Annotated in this window: 18 protein-coding genes; 10 read left to right on the top strand and 8 right to left on the bottom strand. The window is 71.3% G+C overall.

All coding sequences use genetic code 11. The features are described from left to right. Positions 1 to 39: 39 nt before the first annotated feature. Positions 40 to 2,346, bottom strand: a complete 2,307-nt coding sequence (locus Val02_RS06755; protein ID WP_203898048.1) for a putative bifunctional diguanylate cyclase/phosphodiesterase — start codon at positions 2,344 to 2,346, stop codon at positions 40 to 42. A 145-nt stretch (positions 2,347 to 2,491) separates the two neighbouring features. On the opposite strand from Val02_RS06755, the gene Val02_RS06750 reads away from it, so the two are divergent. Further along, positions 2,492 to 3,019, top strand: a complete 528-nt coding sequence (locus tag Val02_RS06750) for a SigE family RNA polymerase sigma factor (RefSeq protein WP_203898047.1) — start codon at positions 2,492 to 2,494, stop codon at positions 3,017 to 3,019. Then, positions 3,016 to 4,254: a hypothetical protein gene (locus Val02_RS06745; protein ID WP_203898046.1), complete on the top strand. Its 1,239-nt coding sequence runs from the start codon at positions 3,016 to 3,018 to the stop codon at positions 4,252 to 4,254. Before Val02_RS06750 ends, Val02_RS06745 begins: the two co-directional genes overlap by 4 nt. 24 nt (positions 4,255 to 4,278) lie before the next feature. Here the strand turns inward: Val02_RS06745 and Val02_RS06740 are convergent, their stop codons facing one another. After that, positions 4,279 to 4,872 (bottom strand): helix-turn-helix domain-containing protein, encoded by a 594-nt coding sequence (locus tag Val02_RS06740; protein WP_203898397.1) that lies wholly within the window; start codon positions 4,870 to 4,872, stop codon positions 4,279 to 4,281. A gap of 22 nt (positions 4,873 to 4,894) precedes the next feature. On the opposite strand from Val02_RS06740, the gene Val02_RS06735 reads away from it, so the two are divergent. From Val02_RS06735 to Val02_RS06725, 3 genes are all read left to right on the top strand, one after another. Then, entirely contained in the window at positions 4,895 to 5,572 is a 678-nt protein-coding gene (locus Val02_RS06735) for an AzlC family ABC transporter permease (RefSeq protein ID WP_203898045.1), read from the top strand. After that, positions 5,569 to 5,877, top strand: coding sequence for an AzlD domain-containing protein (locus Val02_RS06730; RefSeq protein ID WP_203898044.1), 309 nt, complete (start codon positions 5,569 to 5,571; stop codon positions 5,875 to 5,877). The genes Val02_RS06735 and Val02_RS06730 overlap by 4 nt, the downstream gene beginning before the upstream one ends. 177 nt (positions 5,878 to 6,054) lie before the next feature. Continuing rightward, positions 6,055 to 8,655 (top strand): putative bifunctional diguanylate cyclase/phosphodiesterase, encoded by a 2,601-nt coding sequence (locus Val02_RS06725; RefSeq protein WP_203898043.1) that lies wholly within the window; start codon positions 6,055 to 6,057, stop codon positions 8,653 to 8,655. A gap of 12 nt (positions 8,656 to 8,667) precedes the next feature. Here Val02_RS06725 and Val02_RS06720 read toward each other — a convergent pair whose 3' ends face one another. Further along, positions 8,668 to 9,402 carry an ion channel gene (locus tag Val02_RS06720; RefSeq protein ID WP_203898042.1) on the bottom strand — a complete coding sequence of 245 codons (735 nt, stop codon included), beginning with the start codon at positions 9,400 to 9,402 and terminating at the stop codon, positions 8,668 to 8,670. A gap of 16 nt (positions 9,403 to 9,418) precedes the next feature. Then, the gene (locus tag Val02_RS06715; protein ID WP_203898041.1) at positions 9,419 to 10,870 is read right to left on the bottom strand and encodes a glutamate-cysteine ligase family protein; all 1,452 of its coding nucleotides are present in this window, start codon (positions 10,868 to 10,870) and stop codon (positions 9,419 to 9,421) included. A gap of 391 nt (positions 10,871 to 11,261) precedes the next feature. Here Val02_RS06715 and Val02_RS06710 point away from each other — a divergent pair, with 391 nt between their 5' ends. Next, positions 11,262 to 11,600, top strand: a complete 339-nt coding sequence (locus tag Val02_RS06710) for a DUF6401 family natural product biosynthesis protein (RefSeq protein ID WP_203898040.1) — start codon at positions 11,262 to 11,264, stop codon at positions 11,598 to 11,600. Here Val02_RS06710 and Val02_RS06705 read toward each other — a convergent pair. Continuing rightward, positions 11,550 to 12,836 (bottom strand): MFS transporter, encoded by a 1,287-nt coding sequence (locus Val02_RS06705; RefSeq protein ID WP_203898039.1) that lies wholly within the window; start codon positions 12,834 to 12,836, stop codon positions 11,550 to 11,552. The genes Val02_RS06710 and Val02_RS06705 overlap by 51 nt on opposite strands. A 58-nt stretch (positions 12,837 to 12,894) precedes the next feature. Further along, a complete protein-coding gene (locus tag Val02_RS06700; protein WP_203898038.1) occupies positions 12,895 to 14,178 on the bottom strand; it encodes a citrate synthase in 1,284 nt (427 codons plus the stop codon). Between the two features lie 153 nt (positions 14,179 to 14,331). On the opposite strand from Val02_RS06700, the gene Val02_RS06695 reads away from it, so the two are divergent. The 4 genes from Val02_RS06695 to Val02_RS06680 all read left to right on the top strand — a co-directional run bounded on the left by Val02_RS06695 (position 14,332) and on the right by Val02_RS06680 (position 17,205). Beyond that, on the top strand, positions 14,332 to 14,934 hold the full coding sequence (locus Val02_RS06695; RefSeq protein WP_239152488.1) for a nucleoside/nucleotide kinase family protein: 603 nt from the start codon (positions 14,332 to 14,334) through the stop codon (positions 14,932 to 14,934). Positions 14,935 to 14,970: 36 nt separating this feature from the next. After that, entirely contained in the window at positions 14,971 to 15,714 is a 744-nt protein-coding gene (locus Val02_RS06690) for an RICIN domain-containing protein (RefSeq protein ID WP_203898036.1), read from the top strand. A 40-nt stretch (positions 15,715 to 15,754) separates the two neighbouring features. Continuing rightward, entirely contained in the window at positions 15,755 to 16,573 is an 819-nt protein-coding gene (locus Val02_RS06685; RefSeq protein ID WP_203898035.1) for a hypothetical protein, read from the top strand. 77 nt (positions 16,574 to 16,650) lie between these two features. Further along, entirely contained in the window at positions 16,651 to 17,205 is a 555-nt protein-coding gene (locus tag Val02_RS06680) for a hypothetical protein (RefSeq protein WP_203898034.1), read from the top strand. A gap of 126 nt (positions 17,206 to 17,331) precedes the next feature. On the opposite strand, the gene Val02_RS06675 is transcribed toward Val02_RS06680, so the two are convergent. Then, positions 17,332 to 17,919, bottom strand: a complete 588-nt coding sequence (locus Val02_RS06675; protein WP_203898033.1) for a hypothetical protein — start codon at positions 17,917 to 17,919, stop codon at positions 17,332 to 17,334. Continuing rightward, positions 17,906 to 19,492 (bottom strand): extracellular solute-binding protein, encoded by a 1,587-nt coding sequence (locus Val02_RS06670; protein ID WP_203898032.1) that lies wholly within the window; start codon positions 19,490 to 19,492, stop codon positions 17,906 to 17,908. The genes Val02_RS06675 and Val02_RS06670 overlap by 14 nt, the downstream gene beginning before the upstream one ends. Positions 19,493 to 19,497 lie beyond the last annotated feature (5 nt).

The raw sequence follows: 19,497 nt of genomic DNA, 5'->3' as shown, positions 1-19,497 counted from the left end.
GTAGTCCGGACCGGTGAAGCGTACACAGCACGGGAGAGTTCAAGCCTTCTGGAGGTGGGGGGCGGAGATCAATGTGCGTACCGCGTCGGGGGTCATCGGTTCGGCGAAGTAGAAGCCCTGGCCGTTCTTGAAGCCGAGGACGGTCAGCTCGGCGGCCTGCGACGGCTCCTCGATACCCTCCGCGACGGTGTCGAGGTGGAGCATCCGGGCGATCCGGACCACGGCCTCCGCGACGGCGTTGCTGCTGCGCCCGCCGTTGATCTCCATGACGAACGACCTGTCGAGTTTGAGCACGTCGATCGGCAGGCGGGTGATCTGGTAGAGCGTGGAGTAGCCGGTGCCGAAGTCGTCCAGCGCGATCCGCACCCCGCGGGCGCGCAGCGCCTCCAGCTGCGGCACGACCAGTTCCTCGTCGACGAGTGCACCCTCCGTGATCTCCACGACCAGGTCGGCGGGGTCGAACCCGGTGCGGTCCACGATGCCGAGCACGTCCTGGGCGAAGTCCGGCCGGGCGAACTGGGACGGCGAGAAGTTCACGCTCAGGTGCAGCGAACGCCCGTCCGGCAGCATCCCCCGCCAGCCCCGCATCTGGCTGCACGCCTCCGCGAGCACGAACCGCCCGAGGTCGTTGATCAGGCCGCTCTCCTCCGCCGCGGGCAGGAACGCCTGCGGGCCGAGCACGCCCCGCGTCGGGTGGTCCCAGCGCACGAGCGCCTCCACGGCGGCGAGGTCGCCGGTGACGAGGTCGACGATCGGCTGGTAGAGCACCCTCAGCTGACCCTTCTGGATCGCGCGGCGCAGCTCGACCTCGGGCTGTTCGTCCTCGGGCAGGTGCTCCTCGGCGAAGAGCTGCCAGTCGTGACTCTGCCGGCGCTTGGTGCGGTGCATGGCGACGTCGGCGCGGTAGAGCAGTTCGCGCGGTTCGATGCCGGGCGTGTCGGCGACGGCGATGCCGATGCTGGCGCGGGTGCGGAAGCGGCGGCCGCCGATCGAGATGGGTTCGTTGGCGGCGTCGAGGATGCGCCGCGCGAGCGCTCCGGCGCCGGTGGAGTCGACGCCCACCACCACGATGGCGAACTCGTCGCCGCCGAGCCGCGCGGCGGTGTCCTTGGCCCGCACCTGCCGGTCGAGCAGGCGCGCGAAGTGCAGCAGGACGGCGTCGCCGGCCTCGTGCCCGTACTCGTCGTTGACCTCCTTGAACCCGTCGAGGTCGATGAGCAGCACGGCGACGGGTTCACCGGTGCGGTGCGAACGCGCCACGGCCCGGTCGAGGTTGTCGCGCAGCCGGCGCCGATTCGCCAGGCCGGTGAGGCTGTCGGTGCGCACGAGGCGGCTGTTCTCGTGGGCGGCGAGGGCGTGCCGGGCGGCGAACGCGGCCGTCACGACGGTGGCGGCGGCCACCAGCCCGCCCCAGGGGTGCGGCCCGGCGTGGAACGCGGCGACGATCGACACCATCGAGCCGACGCCGATGGCCAGGTAGGGCAGGGAGAGCAGCGGCCGGGAACGCCATTCGGCCACGTCGGACTCGGGGTCGTTCAGCGGGGCGGCGTGGTACTGCTCGGCGGCCGCGGCCGCGACGAGGAACACCGCGAAGACCAGCAGCAGGTCGAGCAGCGTCGAGGCGGGCTGCTCCCGGTCGGCGGAGGTGACGGCGGCACGGCCGATCACCAGGTTGATCAGGAGGAACGCCACCTGCGCACCGAGCAGCAGGATCAGCGGCCGGCGGGCGGAGGTGGCCCCGCGCAGCAGCACCGCGCCGATGGAAATGATCATGAGGATGTCGCAGAGCGGGAACGCCGCCATCGCCAGCGTCTCCGCGGCCACGTCGTGCACCAGGGCCGGCGAGATCACGAAGTACCAGAGCAGCATCGCCCCGACGCCGGTGAGCACGGTCAGGTCGAGTCCCAGCCGCTGCAGGTCCCGGCGGGAGGCGGGGCGCATCGGCAGCGAGGCCAGCCCCACGAGCAGAACCGGCACCGCCAGCAGCCGGCCGACCATGCCCACCGTCAACGACGTTCCGAAGGAAATGCCCCCACGCAGCGAGATGCCGTAACCGATGCCCGAGACGCCGAGCAGGACGACCGCCACGGAAAGCATCCGCCACGCGCGGCGCGTGGCGGGATCGATCGCGGCCCGGCCGGCGACGCCCACGCTCAGCGCCAGGGCGATGATGTTGAGCAACAGCACCGACCCGGCGGTCAGCGGCGCCCGGGTCCCCGGCACCCACGCCGTCACCACCACTCCCACCAACACCAGCGGGAACGTCAGATACGGCGCACGGTACAGCCACCGCCACTGCGACGGCGGGCTGTCCACGGCCCGCGGCTGTGGGGCGACGGCGGTCATACGCAACGCTCCGTTGGGTGGGAGGAGTCACCTTCAAGTCGGTCGCCACGGCGTGAAGCTGAGAAATCTCACGTCCACGTACAACCGCGCACGCACCCTGACCCGTCAGAGTGTCTGATGATCCCCCGGACAGAGGCGGACGCGCATGCCGGACAGGTCGAGCGACGACGACTACACGGAGTACGTCACCGCGCGGCTGCATACTCTGCACCGGCTGGCGTTCCTGCTCTGCGGTGACTCGCACCGGGCCGACGACCTGGTCCAGCAGACGATCACCAATCTCTACGTGCACTGGTCCCGCGCCTCGGCCGCGTCCAACCTGGACGCCTATGTCCGTACGATGCTGGTGCGGTCGTTCATCGACGAGAAGCGGCGGGGGTGGTCGCGGGTGCGGCTGTTCGCGGAGACGCCGCAGCAGTCGGTCGACCTGGCGCGGCCCGGCCCGAACGTCGAGGACCGGCAGCTGCTACGGGACGCGCTGACCCGCCTGCCGCGCCGCCAGCAGGCGGTGCTGGTGCTGCGGTTCCTCTGCGACATGTCGGTCGCCGAGACCGCCGAGGCCCTCAACTGCTCCGAGGGGAACATCAAGAGCCAGACCTCGCACGGTCTCGCGGCCATCCGCCGGGTATTGGGCCCGCACACACTCGCACTGCTCGCTGGGGGCACACGATGACGTCGGCCGAGGACGAGTACGGGCAGCTGCTGCTGCGCCCGCTGGACACCGAGCCGCCGCCGGTGTCCACGGTCAGCATCGCGAAGGCGCTGGCCGACGGGCGGAAGCTGCGCCGCCTCCGGCGGATCAAGATGTACTGCGCGGGTACGGCGACGGCGGTGGCGCTGGTCGCCGCGGCGGGTCTGGTGATCGCCCCGCACGCGCCGGGCCGCGAGCGCAGCGCCGCGCCCGGCGGCCTCTCCGTCTCGGGCGACGCCTCCGGCACCGGCTCCGACGCGCCGGGCCCGGTGGCGGCCGTCCCGACCTCCGGGCCGCTGCCGTCGAGCTGCACGGTCCTCCCGCTGGAGATCCCCGGCGGGTACACCACCGGTGAGGTTCTCGGCGCCGACCCCACCGGTCGCTACGCGGTCGGGACGGCCGGCGCGACCGACCCGGAGGTCATCTTCTGGGACAACGGCAAGGGAATCAGGGCCACCGTGCCGGGCCAGGATCCCGAGCTGCGGGACGTCAACCGCAACGGGGTCGCCGTCGGCACCTCCCGCGACGACGGCGGCTACCACGCCTGGATCTACCGGGACGGGCGCGCGACCGAGCTGGCCGGCCCGAACAACGCCACGGCCGACAATATCGGCGCCGGCGGTGCGATCATCGGCCACGTCTACGAGGCGAACCGCTACTACCCGGTCTTCTGGCAGTCTCCGCAGGAGAAGGCACGCCCGTTGGCGTTGCCGGCCGGAGCGACCAACGCGGTGGTGCGCGACGTGGACGACAACGGCCGGATGGTCGGCCACGTCGAGACCAAGCCCTGGCTGTGGGAGCCGAGTGGCTTCGGTCACGAGCTGCCGCTGCCGAAGGGCGTGCAGTCGGTGTCGGAAATGTGGATCCGCGGCGACTGGGTGAGCGCCAACGACGCCGACTCCGGCCTCGGCATCCGGTGGAACCTGAGCACCGACGAGGTGATCACCACCGAGATCAACTCCACGCGCCGGCGGAACAGCGCGCGGCCGATCAACGCGCAGGGTTGGATGGTCGCCAACGACCGGGAGGGCCGTCCGTTCCTGACCGCCCCCGACCAGTCCCCGTTCCGCCTGCCGTTGCTGAGCAGCGAGGCTCCCTCCACGAGCGAGTACCTCAACTACGCGGTCGAACTGAGCGACGAGGGCCGCACCGTCTACGGCAACTCCTACGACAAGGGGCTGAAGGCGAAGGCCGCCGTCGTGTGGCGCTGCCAGTAGGAGCCGCTCAGACGTGCTCCATGATCAGACGTGCTCCATGAGCAGCACGGCGACGGTGCCCGGGGTGAGCGCCTCGTACCGGTGCGGCACGTCGCCGGGGAAGCGCGCGTAGTCGCCGGGGGCCAGTTCGACGGGCTCCTCGTCGGGGCCGACGCGTAGCCGCCCGGTGGCGAGCACGATGTGTTCGACGCTGCCGGGCAGGTGCGCCTCGGCGACCCGCGGGGTGCCCGGTTCGCAGGTGATCAGGTAGAGGTCGCGGCGGGCGCCGGGCGGGCAGGCGGACAGCAGCAGGCCGGTGTAGTTGGCCTCGGCCGAACGCAGGGCGGGCCCCTCCCCGGCGCGAATCACCACGGTGGGTGTGCTCCGGGTGTCCACGAGCCGGCTGAACGGCACGTCGAGCGCGACGCCGAGCGCCCACAGCGTCTCGATGCTCGGGTTGCCGGTCCCGGCCTCCAGCTGGGACAGCGTCGACTTGGCGAGCTTCGCGCGGCGGGCGAGCTCGGTGAGGGAGAGGCCGGCGCGCTCGCGTTCCCGGCGGATGGCGCGGGCGATCGCCTCGATGGGGGCTGACGTCACCGTTCGATACTCCGTACGACTATTCGGTTTGACGAACACCATCGGGGCGTTCATCGTAGAAAACATGCGTTCGGTTCTGCGAACACCCCGGACTTTACGTGACCCGCTCCTGCGGGACGTGCTCGCGCTCGCCTCCGCCGCGGCCGTCGTGGGCCTGTCGTACGGCGCGATCTCCGTAGCGGCCGGCATCTCCCCCGTCCGCACGATCGCGATGTCCCTGTTCGTCTTCGCCGGCGGGGCGCAGTTCCTCGCCGCCGGAGTGGTCGGTGCGGGCGGCTCGGCCGTCGCGGCGGTCGTCGGCGGCCTGCTGCTCAACGCGCGGCACGTGCCGTTCGGGCTGGCGATCGGGGACACCGTCGGCCGTGGGCCGATCGCCCGCGCCGTCGGCAGCCACGTGATGACCGACGAGGCGGTCGCCTTCTCCCTGGCCAGACCCGACCCGGTCACCCGCCGCCGGGCCTACGTCCTGGCCGGAGCCGCGCTGTTCATCTCGTGGAACATCGCCACGGCGATCGGCGTCGTCGCCGGCGGCGTCATGGGTGACCCGGAGCGGTACGGCGTCGACGCGGCGTTCCCGGCCGGCATGTTCGCGCTGCTGCTGCCGGCGCTGCGGGAGGGCGACGCGGCCCGCGTGGCGCTCGGCGGGGCGCTGCTCGCCCTGCTCGCGGCGCCGTTCCTACCTGCGGGAATGCCGGTGCTCGTGGCGCTCGGCGCCCTTCTGCTCGCGGCGGCGCGGAAATGACCTGGGTCGCCATCGCCGCGCTCGCGCTCGGCACGTACGCCATGCGCCTGGCCGGCCCGCTGCTGCGCAGCCGCGTCACCGTCCCCGCGGCGGTCGAACGCTACCTCTCCCTCGCGGCCGTCGCCCTGCTCGCGGCGCTCGTGGCCACCGCCGCGCTGCTGAAGGGGGCCGAGTTCGCCGGCTGGGCCCGCCCGGCCGGGGTCCTGGTGGGGGCGGTGCTGGCCTGGCGGAAGCTGCCGTTCGTCGTCGTGGTCATGGCGGCCGCCGCGACGACCGCGCTGCTCCGCCTGCTCGGCGTGCCGTAAAGCGCTGCTCGGCGTCCCGTAACCCGCCGACCTGACGACACCGGACCGCTACCGGGCGCTCCATGATTGCCACTGTCAGTAGTACCCGGGAACCGCTCGCCGGAGTTGGTCAAGTCAGCCCTCCCGCGGCCGACCCTCCCTACGGAACGCCAGGCAGAACCGCCGCGGATGAAAGGCATGGACGCCGTGCGAACGTCGAACCCCGACTCCACCTCGGGCGGTTCGGCCACCGGTAAGACCGGTCGGTCGGCCCGCCGGGGACGGGTGAGCCCGGACCACCGGGTGATCGCCCTGAGCGTCGCGCTGGGTGTGATGGTGCTCGCCGGGCATGCGTACGTCCTGGTGACCCACCCGCTGCCGAACATCAGCGACGGCTTCGTACCGCTGTGGATGCTGGTGCTGATGTTCGCCGCCACCGAGGGCTTCGCGATCCACCTGCGCGTACGGCGCGGCGGCCACGCGCTCGGGTTCAGCGAGATCCCGATGGTGCTCGGCATGCTGGCCACCGCCCCGTCGCTGCTGCTCATCACGCGCATGGTCGGCGGGGGACTCGGCCTGGCCCTGCTGCGCCGGCAGCGCGGCGTGAAGCTCGGGTTCAACCTCGCGCTCATCGCCGTCCAGGCGAGCGTGGCACCGCTGATCTTCCGCCTGATGGTCGGCGGCACGGTCGACGTGCTCGGCCCGACCGCGTGGGCCGCGGCCTACCTGGCGATGTTCGCCTCCGACGCCCTCGCGGCGGTGCTCGTGACGGCCGCCATCGCGCTCAAGGACGACCCGGACGAGTGGAAGCGGATGGGCCACGCCCTCCGCGGGCTTCCGCTGGTCGCCGTGACCACCACGATCGCTCTCATCGGCGCCATGGCCGTCGAGAAGGACCTGCGCGCCCTGCTCCTGCTCGGCGTCGTCGCGCTGGTCACCTGGGTCACCTACCGCGCCTACGTGCGGCAGAGCCAGGGACACGCCCAGGTGGAGGAGCTGTACTCGTTCACCCGGGCGCTGGACGGCTCGCTCGACAGCGACGACGTCGCCCGCGTGGTCCTGACCCAGGTGCGCGACCAGATGCGCGCCGAGGGGGCCGAACTGATCGTCCCCGGCCCCGGCGGCCGGGGTTACCTGCAGCACCGCCTCACCGGCACGGACGAACTGGACGCGGAGTTCCTGCTGGAGATGCCGGCCGACGCCTGGTGGGTGCCGGCCGCCAAGGGCGAACCGGTGCTGCTGCCGATCGCCCGCGACCGCATCCCGACGAACGCCGTCGCGGTGCCTGTTCCGCTCGGCAACGGCACCGGAGTCCTGCTCGTCACCGACAGCCTGCCGGACACGCCGGCGTTCACGGACGAGCACGTGATGCTCTTCCAGGCGCTGGCCAACCACGCGAGCATCGCGCTGGCCAAGTCGCAGCTGGTCGACCAGCTCCGGCACGAGGTGTCGGAGAAGGAGCGGCTGGTCCTGTTCGACCCGCTGACCGGCCTGCCCAACCGGCGCCGCTTCGGCCACCACGTCGACGAGGCCGTCGCCGGGGACAAGCCGGCCGCGGTGATCCTCATGGACCTCGACCGGTTCAAGGAGATCAACGACGCGCTGGGGCACGACACCGGCGACGCGGTCCTGCGCGAGATCGGCCCCCGCCTGAACGGCCGGGTCGGCGCCCGCGGCATCGTGGCCCGCTTCGGCGGCGACGAGTTCGCCGTCCTGCTGCCCGGCGTCGCCAACGAGGACGAGGCGGTCTCGGTCGTCAACGAGCTGAACGCCGAGCTGGAGCGCCCGATCCCGGTCGGCGCGATGCAGCTGAACATCCGCGCCAGCATCGGCATCGCGCTCGCCCCGGACCACGGCAACGACTCGAAGACGCTGATCCAGCGCGCCGACGTCGCCATGTACGCGGCGAAGGAGCACCGCACGGGGCGCCGCGTCTACGAGGCGGAGCACGACCGCAACACGCCGCGCCGGCTCGCCCTGATCGGCGAACTGGACCAGGCGATCAACCGCCGCGACCTGCTGGTCGTCTTCCAGCCGAAGCTGGACCCGGTGACCGGCCTGGTGACCGGCGCCGAGGCGCTGGCCCGCTGGCACCACAACGAACAGGGCTTCATCCCGCCGGACCAGTTCATCCCGCTGGCGGAGCACTCGGGGCTGATCCGGCCGCTGACGCTGCACGTCCTGGAGGTGGCGCTGCGCCGGTGCGCGTCGTGGCGGCGCAGCGGCCGGGACCTGAGCGTCGCGGTGAACCTGTCGCCGAACAGCCTGATGGACACCAACCTGCCGGACATCGTCGCCCGGCTGCTGGGCCAGACCGGCGTTCCGGCGAGCGCACTGACGCTCGAGATCACCGAGAGCAGCATCATGGCCGACCCGACGGGCAGCCTGCGCACCCTCGAGCGCCTGAACACCCTCGGGGTCAAGCTGGCGATCGACGACTTCGGGACCGGCTACTCGTCGCTGGGGCGGCTGCGTGAGCTGCCGATCCACGAGGTGAAGATCGACAAGTCGTTCGTGCAGCGGATCTCGGTCGACCACCGGGACCGGGCGGTGGTCCGCTCGGCGGTGCAGCTCGGGCACGCGCTCGACCTGGAGGTGGTGGCCGAGGGCGTCGAGGACGGCGAGACCATGGCGCACCTGACCAAGGAGGGCTGCAACATCGTGCAGGGGTACTACGTGTCCCGCCCGCTGCCGGCCGACGAGTTCCTGGCCTGGCTGACCGAGCGGGAGGCGCAGGCGCCGGCGATCCTGGAGGCCGCGGCGGACGGCAACGTGGTCTACCCGAGGTTCGGCACCTGAGGCGGGCGTGCGTCAGGCGGCGCGCTCCGCGCGGAGTGAGGCGATCTCGGCGCGCAGCGCCCGCACCTCGGCCACCAGGTCGGCCACGTCCTCCCGGGTCTCTTCCTCGCTCTCCTGCAGCTCGCTGAACTGGTCGATGAACCAGCTCGCCAGCGAACCGGTCACGAAGCCCAGGAGGCCGATCCCGCCGACCATGAGGCCCATGGCGAGGAAGCGCCCCTCGACCGTCACCGGGAAGTGGTCGCCGTAGCCCACGGTGGAGACGGTCGTCATGGTCCACCACAGCGCGTCGAGGTACGTGTGGATGTTGCTGCCGGGGGCACGCCGCTCGGCGTCCAGCACCGCGAGGCTCGCCACGAAGATGATCAGTGCGGTGGTGCCGCCGACGTACACGCTCAGTCGCAAGCGGCTGGCGCGGGTGACCCGGCGGTGCACCACGATCAGCAGCGACAGCACCCGCAGCACGCGCAACGGCCGGATCATCGGCAGCGCCAGCACCACTAGGTCGAACACGTGCGTGCGCAGGAACCGGCGCCGGTCCGACGTCAGCCGCAGCCGCACCGCGAGGTCGACGGCGAGGGCTCCCCAGGTGACGTACTCGATCACGGCGATCACCGTGTGGCCGGTCGACGAGAGGCCGGGGCGTAGCACCCGCACCGCGTACGCGGCGAGGAACAGCGCACCGAGCACCGTCAGCGCGGCCCCGGTACGCCGTTCCCACCGGTTGAGGCGATCGTCATCAGGCACGGAGCAAAGGTAGGTGCTACGAGGGCCACTCGTGAACCGGCTGGTTGGCGTGCATCAGTTCGCGGTACTCGCGCAGCATGCCGGCCAGCCGGCCGTGGTGGCGCGCCGCGGAGCCGACCTGCCAGGTGGCCCCGTTGGCGAGCGTGACGCAGCGGCGTTCGATGACGCCGAGGAGCCGGTCGCGGTGTGCCGGGTCGACCCCGCTGCGGTCCAGTCCCTGGTGCGCCATCGGCAGGAGGTGGCGCAGCACCAGTTCGGCCGCCGAGATGTGGCCGAACCCGGGCCAGAACAGCTGGGCGTCGATCCCGTTCTTGGCGCCGGCGTGGAAGTTCTCCTCGGCGGCGTTGAACGACATCCGGGTCCACACCGGCCGGTCGGCCTCGGCGAGCGTGCGCACCAGCCCGAAGTAGAACGCCGCATTGGCCATGATGTCGACGACGGTCGGCCCGGCCGGCAGCACGCGGTTCTCCACGCGCAGGTGCGGCCGGCCCTTGACGACGGCGTACACCGGCCTGTTCCAGCGGTAGATGGTGCCGTTGTGCAGGGTCAGCTCGCCGAGCTTCGGCACGCCGCCGTCGGCGAGCACCGCGATGGGGTCCTCGTCCTCGCAGATGGGCAGCAGCGCCGGGAAGTAGCGGACGTTCTCCTCGAACAGGTCGAAGATCGAGGTGATCCAGCGTTCGCCGAACCAGACCCGGGGCCGCACGCCCTGCGCCTTCAGTTCCTCGGCCCGGGTGTCGGTGGCCTGTTCGAAGAGCGGGATGCGGGTCTCCCGCCACAGTTCCCGCCCGAACAGGTAGGGCGCGTTGGCGCCGAGCGCGAGCTGCACGCCGGCGATGCACTGCGCGGCGTTCCAGTACGTCGGGAAGTTGGCCGGGGTGACCTGCAGGTGCAGCTGCGCGCTGGTGCAGGCCGCCTCGGGCGCGATGCTGTCGCAGCGGGTGGCGAGGCCCTCCGTTCCCTCGATCTGGATCAGCATGTCCTCGCCGCGGGCGGCGAAGATCTGCTCGTTGAGCAGCGCGTACCGGGGGTTGGCCGACAGCGAGTCGTGGGTGAGGTGGTCCTGGCGCAGCGTCGGCAGAATCCCGATCATGACCGTGTGCGTACCGATCGCGGCCGCCTTGGCCTCGGCGGCGTTCAGGCTGCCGCGCACCCGCTGCTCGAACCGGTGCAGCCCGTCGCCCTCGAGCACGTCCGGCGGCACGTTGATCTCGATGTTCCACTGGCCCAGTTCGGTGACGAAGTCCGGGTCGGCGATCGCGTCGAGCACCGCCTGGTTGCGCATGGCCGGTGCCGCGTCCTCGTCGACGAGGTTCAGCTCGATCTCGAGGCCGGTGAGCGGCCGTTCGCACTCGAACTGGACCTCCTCGAGCATCCGCGTCAGCGCGTCGAGGTTGGTGCGCACCTTCTCCCGGTAGCGCATCCGGTCCGCGCGGCTGAATTCGCGCCGTTCGACATCCTGTCCCACTGGTTCACCTCCCCCCTCTTCTTTCCCACTTCCCGCGACGTGACTCACGGTAGTTGAAAGAGCACCATAATGGACAGATGCGCGGGGCTCTCGTCTTTGTCACCGTTGTCGCCGCGGCCGCCCTGGCCGCCTGTTCGGCTCCCTCCGGGGGAACGTCGCCGGCGCCGGCGCCCAGCGTTCCCGGCCCGTCGACATCCCCTGAACAGGTGGGAATCTTTCACGAAGAGGCGCCCGACGACGGGATGATCGGCGCCTCAGAAGTGCCCTTGACCAGGGAAAATGGGGTCGGCTGACCGAATCGGCGGGACTCACGGTTGCGAATCGGTGCATCCGTGAGTGCGGGACGGTTGCTCAGGGGTATGCCGGGGCCATGCGCCCCTACGGTTTCCTCATGACGCACTCAGCCCGGGTTCTTACCGCCCACGCCGTTCTCGACCAGCTCATGGCCCAGGTGGGCGTTGACGGGCTGGTCGCCGCCCTGCGCAACCCCGGCCTGCTGGCCGCCGTGGACCAGCACGCCGCCACTGTCCGTGAGTCCCTGCGGGCCGCCGACCGCGAGATCAGCATCGTCTCGCTCGCCTCGTACGCCCGTTCCGTGCTGGCGGCGCAGACCCGCTGCGGCTACACCCTGCCGGAGAACTCCGCCGGGCTCGACTGGGCGCGCGCCGACGCCACCGTGCTACGCCTGCTCGCCGTCTGCCTTCTGGCCGAGGAGCACGGGCTCCTGTAGGAACTCCCGATCCCCCCGCACGGCGGCCGGCCCGAGCGGGGAGAGGACCAGCGGCAGGGTCGCCACGACCAGGAGCGCGCCGGCCGTCCAGAGCGTGGGGCGCAGGCCTATCGCGGTGCCGAGCACCCCGCCGAGCAGCCCACCGACGGGGGTCGTGCCCCACATGAGGAACCGCATCGTGGCGTTCATCCGGCCGAGCAGATGGTCCGGGCAGATGCGCTGCCGATAGCTCACCTGCGTGACGTTGTAGGCCACGATCGACGCCATCTGTAGCGTCTCGCCGACGACGAGGAAACCGAGCGCCCAGCCGTTGCCGGTAAGCGGGATCAGCAACGATCCGGCACCGGCGATCCCGCAGAACCCGATCAGCGCACGGGGCGCCCCGAGCCGGCGCGCCAGCCGCGTGGTCACCATCGCCCCGCCGATCGAGGCGACGCTCCCCACGGAGAAGAGCAGCCCGATCGTGCCGGCGGTCAGCCCGAGCTGCCGCACCAGGAACAGCACCAGGATCGCGCGCGAGATGCTGATTCCCACGACGGCGATCGCCCCGGTCGCGGCGACCGCCCGCAGCACCGGGTTGCGCAGCACGAACCGCAGCCCCTCGGCGATCTCCACCCGCAGCGGCTGCCGGTCGGCCCGCGGCGGCAGCACGTCCGGCGCGCGGATGCGGGACAGCCAGGCGGCCGACCAGAGGTAGCTCACCGCGTCGGCGACCAGCGCGAACGGCGCCTTCAACGCCTCCACCAGGAAGCCGGCGAGGGTCGGGCCGGCGGCCAGCGCGACCTGCCGCGCGGACTCCATCTTGCCGTTGCCCTCGATGAGGCGCTCGCGCCCGATCAGGCTCGGCAGGAACGCCAGCCCCGACACGTCGAAGAAGACGGTGCACGCACCGTGGATCAGCACGACGGTGTAGAGCTGCCAGACGCTCAGCACGCCGAGCGCGGCCGCCACCGGGATGGACAGCAGGGCGCCGGCCCGGACGAGATCGGTGGTGATCAGAACCCGTCGGCGCCGCATCCGGTCGCACCACGCGCCGGCCGGCAGCCCGATCACCAGGAAGGCCAGCGACTCCAGCGTGGTGAGCACGCCGATCTCGAAGGTGCTGGCATGCAGATAGGTGATCGCCACCAGTGGCAGTGCCAGGTAGGTGACCTGGGCGCCCAGCTGGGAGACCCCGTGCGCGAGGAAGAGCCGTCGGAAGTCGGCGTGGCGGAACAGGCCCCCGCGGCCAGGCACCGTATCAACGGACATCGCGGGTCACTCTTCTCAGAGCGACCCGCGATGTCAATGCGATTTAGCGCTCGCCCATCGCGACGAACGTGCGCTCCGCCTGACCGGTGTACACCTGACGCGGACGCCCGATCTTGGTGTCCTCGTCCTTGATCATCTCGCGCCACTGCGCGATCCAGCCCGGCAGCCGGCCGAGCGCGAAGAGCACCGTGAACATCTTCGTCGGGAAGCCCATCGCCTTGTAGATGAGGCCCGTGTAGAAGTCGACGTTCGGGTACAGCTTGCGGGAGACGAAGTAGTCGTCCGCGAGCGCGATCTCCTCGAGCTGCATCGCCAGGTCCAGCAGCGGGTCGGAGGCGTTCATCCGGGACATGACGTCCTGCGCGGCCTTCTTCACGATCGCGGCGCGCGGGTCGTAGTTCTTGTACACGCGGTGCCCGAAGCCCATGAGCTTGACGCCCGGCTCCTTGTCCTTCACCTTGCGCACGAAGCTCTCGACGGTGTCGTCGCCCTTGTGGATCCCCTGCAGCATCTCCAGCACGGCCTGGTTGGCGCCGCCGTGCAGCGGCCCGAAGAGCGCGTTGACGCCCGCCGACACCGACGCGAACAGGTTGGCGTGCGACGAGCCGACCAGCCGCACGGTCGACGTGGAGCAGTTCTGCTCGTGGTCGGCGTGCAGGACGAACAGCATGTCGAGGACCTTCTCGACGACCGGGTCGACCTCGTACGGCGTCGCCGGCACCCCGAACGTCATGCGCAGGAAGTTGGCCACGTAGCCGAGCGAGTTGTCCGGGTACAGCATCGGCTGCCCGATGGACTTCTTGTAGGCGTAGGACGCGATGGTCGGCACCTTGGCGAGCAGGCGCACGGTCGCCATCTCGACCTGTTCGTCGTCGAACGGGTTGAGCGCGTCCTGGTAGAAGGTGGAGAGGGCGCTGACGGCCGACGACAGCACGGGCATCGGGTGGGCGTCCCGCGGGAAGCCGTCGAAGAACCGGCGCAGTTCCTCGTGCAGCATCGTGTGGTGCTTGACCCTCGTGGAGAACTCGTCGAGCTGCGCGGCGGTGGGCAGCTCGCCGTAGATCAGGAGGTAGGAGACCTCGAGGAACGAGGCCTTCTCGGCGAGCTGGTCGATCGGATATCCCCGGTAGCGCAGGATGCCCTCGTCGCCGTCGATGAAGGTGATCGCCGACTTGCAGGACGCCGTGTTGACGAATCCGGCGTCGTAGGTGACCGCACCCGTCTGCTTGAGCAGCGGTGCGATGTCGATCCCCGGAGGACCTTCGACTGCGTCGTGGGTGGGCAGCTTGAGCGTGCCGCCGGGGTAGTCCAGCGTGTACTCGGTCATGGTCGGAGCGCTCCCGTTCGGGTGTACGTCGGCGGCTTGTCGACCATTCTCCCCCGGCCGACCGGCCGATGTCGCGTGCCCCCCGGAAACGAGAGATCTTGAACAACCCGCCAGGATGGACGGGTGCGCTATGAGCCGCTATCACCCGAACGGATGATCGAACACCTCGCCGACGCGATCGCCGAACGGGCCACCGACGACGCACGCGTGCGGGTGGGCATCGACGGGCCGCCGGCCGCCGCCCCGGGCTCGCTGGCCCGTTCCCTGGTCGGCCCGTTGCGCCTGCGGGGACTCGCGGCGTTCCTGGTGGAGGCGGCGGACTTCGTGCGACCGGCGTCGATCCGGTACGAGCTGGGGCGCACCAATCCGGACGCGTTCTACGACACGTGGTTCGACCTCTCGGCACTGCGCCGGGAGGTGCTGGATCCGGCGGGGCCGGGCGGCACCGGCAAGATCCTGGAGACGTTCTGGGATCCGGTGCGGGACCGCGCGACCCGTGCGCCCTACACGGAGCTGCCGGAACGCGCCGTCGTTCTGCTCAGCGGGCCGCTGCTGCTCGGTGCCGGGCTGCCCCTGGAGTACACCGTCCACCTGGTACTCACGCCCCCGGCCCTGGAACGCCGCACCCCGCCCGAGGAGCGGTGGACGCTGCCCGCGTACGCGCGGTACGCGGAGGAGGTCGACCCGACGCTCTTCGCCGACGCGGTGATCCGCTACGACCACCCGACCCGCCCGGCGTTGCGCGTCGACCACTGATAGCGGCGGGTGGCGCGGATCGGCCATCATGGCGCCGTGACCGGGTCTCCGCCTCCGCATGAGCCGCGCCCCGCGGTGTACCGCAGCGGCGGCGAGGAACACACCTCGCCCGGCCTCTACGGCGCCCGCCGCAGGCGCCCCGATCCGCTGCTGCTCATCGGCGTCGGCGTGCTGGTCCTGGGGCTGTTCGTCGGCGGGGTGCTGGCGCTGCAGGCGCTCTCCGGCCCGGCGCCGAAGACGGCCCTGGACGACGTGTCGCCGTCGAGCGCGGCCGCCCCGAGCAGTGCGCCGAGCGCGCCGGCCTCCAGCGCGGCCCGGCCCTCGTCCGCCGCGCCGTCCCGATCCAGCGCGGCACCCGTCGATCCCAACGCGCCGCAGCAGCTCGGGGCGATCAAGGGTTCCGCGTCGGGGCTGTGCGTGGATCTCGCGCCGGGGCAGCCCGGGCCGGGTGGCGCGGCGGCGATCGCGGCGTGCGGCGGGGCGCCGGCCCAGCGGTGGTTCCTGACGCCGGCTGGTGCGCTGGTCAACGTGGCCAACGGGCAGTGTCTCGGCGTCGCCGGCGGGGCGGGCCACGACGGCGCGCCGATCGTGCTGGAGCCGTGCGCGCAGTCGCCGGCCCAGCAGTGGCGGTTCGCGGCGAGCCCGGACGGGCGGATCGCGTTCCAGGTGGTGCACTCGGGCAAATGCCTGGACGTGGTCAACGAGGGCACCGCGCCCGGCACACCCTTGCAGCAATTCACTTGCAACGGGCGCACCAACCAGAGCTGGCTGACCGGGTGACGTCGCTGCCGTAGCCCCGTTCGCACAATGGGTTATGCGCTTGCGACTGTTAGTGATCCTCCTGGTCGGGGCGCTCGTTCCCGTCGTGCCGGGCACCGCCCACGCCGCCACGCCCGCGGCCGACGTTCGCGGGATGTGGCTCTGGACCCGGCCGTCGGCCGTCGACGCGGTCGCCTTCGCCGCGCAGCGCCGCGTCAAGGAGATCTTCGTCCATGTGCCGACCTCGCCGGACGTTCCCTACCTGAGGGAACTCCGCCAGCGCGCATCAGCGGCCGGGATCAAGCTGGCGGCGCTCGGCGGCGAGACGTCCTGGACCACCGACCACGCCGCGGCGCTCGCCTGGCAGCGGGCCGCGCTCGGGACCGGCCTCTTCGACGCGGTGCACGTGGACGTGGAGCCCTACCTGCTGCCGGAGTGGCAGACCGCGCAGGCGACCCTGGCCCAGCAGTACCTCAACCTGCTCGGCAAGCTCGCCGCCGCCACGACCAAGCGGGTCGAGGCCGACGTGCCGTTCTGGCTCGGCCAGTTGACCGTCGGCAGGAAGAACCTCGCCACCGAGGTGCTCAGCCGCGTCGACGCGATCACGGTCATGAGCTACCGCAACACCGTCACCGGCCCCAACTCGGTCATGGACATCGGCCGCGACTTCCTGACCCGGGCGGCCGCCGCCCGCAAGCCCGCGCGGCTGGCCGTCGAGACCCAGCCGCTGGCCGAGTGCGCGCACTGCACGTTCTCCGGGATGAGCGCGGCCACCCTCGACCGGGCGCTGACCAGCATCGACACCACCGGGAACGCCACCTCGACCGGGTACGCCGGCGTGGCCGTGCACCACTACGACTCGTGGAGATCCCTGGCATGAACCCGTGATTCCGCCGCCCCGCAACGCTTCTACCTTCGGACTCCTACAGCGAGTCCACATAGAAGCGAGGCGGAGCGATGAAGAAGGCAGTGCGGTCCGGCATGATCGCCGCGAGCGGAGCGGTGGCCGTTCTGGCGCTCGCCGCGTGCCAGAGCCCGAAGAGCAACGCGGGCACGGCGCCCAGCCCCGCCCCCTCCAGCGCGGCGGCTTCCCCGAGCGCGAGCGCCAGTGCGTCGGGCCGCGCCGGCAACGGCCAGGGCGCCGGCACCGGCGAACGCACCGGCAGCGGCCGGCCGAGCACCACCGCGAACACCGGCACCGGCGCACCGAAGATCGTCTACTTCAAGCTCACCAAGCAGCCCAAGTGCGGCCCGAACGGCCAGGGCAGCGTGCCGGCCGAGATCAGCTGGAAGGTCACCGGCGCCACCGGGATCGCGCTCTCGGTCGACCACCCCGACAAGGTGGGCAGCTACGGCAACTACGAGGCCGAGGGCTCCATGGAGTTCCCGTTCAGCTGCGGCGGCCAGCGCACCGAGACGCACACCTACCGGATCACCACCCGCGGCGGGAACGGCCCCGCGGCGACGTCGCCGGTGCTCACCGCGACGGCCACGGTGCCGCTGAACTCATAGCGTCGCTGAACTCATAAGCCTTGATCCCCCCGAAGCCCAGCCCCGGCCGGTCCCGACCCCGGCCGGGGCTGGGCGCTTTCCCCCTGCCCCCTTGCCCTGACGACACGCGCATCGACACCGGTCGGTTCACTCCTCCTCGGCGCGTTCGGCGAGCCGGCGGCCGTGTTCGACCATCCAGCGGGCGGGCCCGCCGTACACGTCCTCGGCCACCCTGGTCAGGGTCGCCTCGATCGACTCCAGCTGGCTCATCAGCTCCGCCCCGATGTCCCGGTCGACGCCGGGCAGGTGCCGCCGGCCGTGGTACCAGTGGCGCAGTTCGAGATAGGAGTCGACGGTGGTCGGCAGGTCCTGGCGCACCGCCCGGTCGACCGCGAACCAGTTCTCCGGGTCGGCCGTCAGGGCGTCCTCGCGCTCCAGCAGCCCGTCGACGATCGCGGCGATGACGTCCACCCGTCGCCGCGCCCGGTCCGGCAACCGGTTACGGGGCAGGGCGCGCAGCTGCTCACGCAGTTCCCGCGGACCGATGCTCTCGGGCCTGGGACGGCGGTCCGGGGGCCCGAGCAGAACGCCCACGACGTAGAGGCCCGCGACCGCCAACGGCCAGAGCGCGCCGGCCACCCCGGTGATCGCGATCACCAGGCCGACCAGCGCGCCGCCGCACCCGACGAGATGCCGGGTCGAGGTGAGGTACCGCCGATATCTACTGATATCCACGGATCTCCTTGAACACCGCCTGCAGGGACTCCTGCCGCCCGTCGAAGGTCCGGCCGCCGGTGACCCGGGCGACCTCCTCCATGTCGGCCACCGTCGACTCGCCGAAGAGCACCGGGAAGACCGGCACCCGCCGCACGTCGCCGGTCAGGCCGTCGAGATGCCGCTTGAACGCCGCCAGGTCCCGCCCGGCCGTCTTCGCCCCGTCGGTGAGCAGCACGATCGTGGTGAACCGGCTCGGATCCTTCGCGATCTCCGTGGCCGCCTCGGTGTAGCCGGTGATCAGGGCGTCGTAGATGGCGGTGTCCCCGTCGGCCTGGAACCCGTCGACGGCGTTCCTGATCCGGCCCAGCTCCGTGGCGGGGTTCTCCGCGGGAACTTGATAGCGCATCGTCGGCTTCACCTTGCCGCTGAACGGGATCAGCAACACCTGTTCCCGCCCGGCGAACTTGGAGAAGCGGCCGGAGAGCGAGTTGTCCTGGCCGGTGAGGGCGTTCATCGCCGCCTTGAGCTTGGCCAGCCGTTCTCCCTGCATCGAGCCGGAGAGGTCCAGCACGTACAGCGTGCGGGGCGCCCGGCGCAGCGTGTTCATGTACGAGTCGATCAGTGCGTCGGCGGTCGCCAGCTTCACCGGGAACGGCAGTTCCACCAGCGACCCCGGGAACTTCTCCGGCTCGGCGGCGGACGCGGTCACCGGCCGGCGGTTCACCGGGCCGGCGAGCTTCTTCTGCACATCGTCGCGGCGCAGATAGTCGGCGACCCTGCGGTACCTGTCCTTGGCGGCCTGATCGGCGCTCTCCAGCACGGTCAGCGGGTAGTCCGCCGTGACGACGCCGTCGCTCGGGTACACCAGCGTCAGGTCGGTGCCCTGCTGCTTCAGGTTCATGAGCACGGACTCGTAGTTGATCAAGCCGGTCACGTCCGGGCGCGCCTTGAACGCGTCCGCGAGCCAGCCGGAGGAGCCCGACGTCAGCACCTGTGCCGAGAAGAAGCCCTGCAGCTGCGGGGTGACGGCGCGGACCTGCTCGTCGTTCAGGGCCGTGGTGGCGCCGGACAGGGCCGAGGCCGCGCCGACGAGAGCGGAGAAGCCGGAGTTGGACGCCGCCGGATTGGTCATCCCGTAGGTGAACTTCTTCGCGGCCGCCGCGTCGGCGATCTCCTTCCAGGTCGGCCGCTTGGCGTCCCAGCCCAGTTCGCGCGCCTGGGCGGTGCGCAGGCCCAGGATCACCGGCGAGGACATCACCTTCGTCGAGGTGCCGATCTTCCCGTTGGCGCCGTCCTGGAGTTCGAGGTAGCGGTTCGAGGAGAACCAGATCGCGTCGAAGTTCTTCCCGGCGGCGCCGGAGGAGACCTGTTCCACCCCGTCCAGGGTGCCGGTGTAGGTGAGCCGGACGGTGATGCCGGTGGCCTTCTCGACGTCCTTCAGGATCGGCTGTTCGAGGTCGGCGAGTTCGCTGCCGGCGAGCACGCGCAGGACGCCGCCCGGGCTCTGCTTCTCCGGGGTGGTGTCCGCGGGGTCCGCGGTGCAGCCGCCGACGAGGGCCAGCGCCGCGAGCAACGCCACATATCTACGCATCGTTG

The sequence above is a fragment of the Virgisporangium aliadipatigenens genome (genome assembly GCF_016863615.1).
GTDB classification, from domain to species: Bacteria; Actinomycetota; Actinomycetes; order Mycobacteriales; family Micromonosporaceae; genus Virgisporangium; species Virgisporangium aliadipatigenens.
The sequence above is the reverse complement of the archived record's forward strand: the minus strand, read 5'-3'. Positions and strand labels throughout refer to the sequence as shown.

Coding starts and splice junctions, on each gene's coding strand:
- Val02_RS06750 (WP_203898047.1), top strand. CDS start 2,492: ATGCCGGACAGGTCGAGCGACGACGACTACACGGAGTACGTCACCGCG.
- Val02_RS06740 (WP_203898397.1), bottom strand. CDS start 4,872: ATGGTGTTCGTCAAACCGAATAGTCGTACGGAGTATCGAACGGTGACG.
- Val02_RS06695 (WP_239152488.1), top strand. CDS start 14,332: ATGATCGAACACCTCGCCGACGCGATCGCCGAACGGGCCACCGACGAC.
- Val02_RS06745 (WP_203898046.1), top strand. CDS start 3,016: ATGACGTCGGCCGAGGACGAGTACGGGCAGCTGCTGCTGCGCCCGCTG.
- Val02_RS06700 (WP_203898038.1), bottom strand. CDS start 14,178: ATGACCGAGTACACGCTGGACTACCCCGGCGGCACGCTCAAGCTGCCC.
- Val02_RS06725 (WP_203898043.1), top strand. CDS start 6,055: ATGGACGCCGTGCGAACGTCGAACCCCGACTCCACCTCGGGCGGTTCG.
- Val02_RS06735 (WP_203898045.1), top strand. CDS start 4,895: ATGCGTTCGGTTCTGCGAACACCCCGGACTTTACGTGACCCGCTCCTG.
- Val02_RS06680 (WP_203898034.1), top strand. CDS start 16,651: ATGAAGAAGGCAGTGCGGTCCGGCATGATCGCCGCGAGCGGAGCGGTG.
- Val02_RS06730 (WP_203898044.1), top strand. CDS start 5,569: ATGACCTGGGTCGCCATCGCCGCGCTCGCGCTCGGCACGTACGCCATG.
- Val02_RS06670 (WP_203898032.1), bottom strand. CDS start 19,492: ATGCGTAGATATGTGGCGTTGCTCGCGGCGCTGGCCCTCGTCGGCGGC.
- Val02_RS06755 (WP_203898048.1), bottom strand. CDS start 2,346: ATGACCGCCGTCGCCCCACAGCCGCGGGCCGTGGACAGCCCGCCGTCG.
- Val02_RS06710 (WP_203898040.1), top strand. CDS start 11,262: ATGACGCACTCAGCCCGGGTTCTTACCGCCCACGCCGTTCTCGACCAG.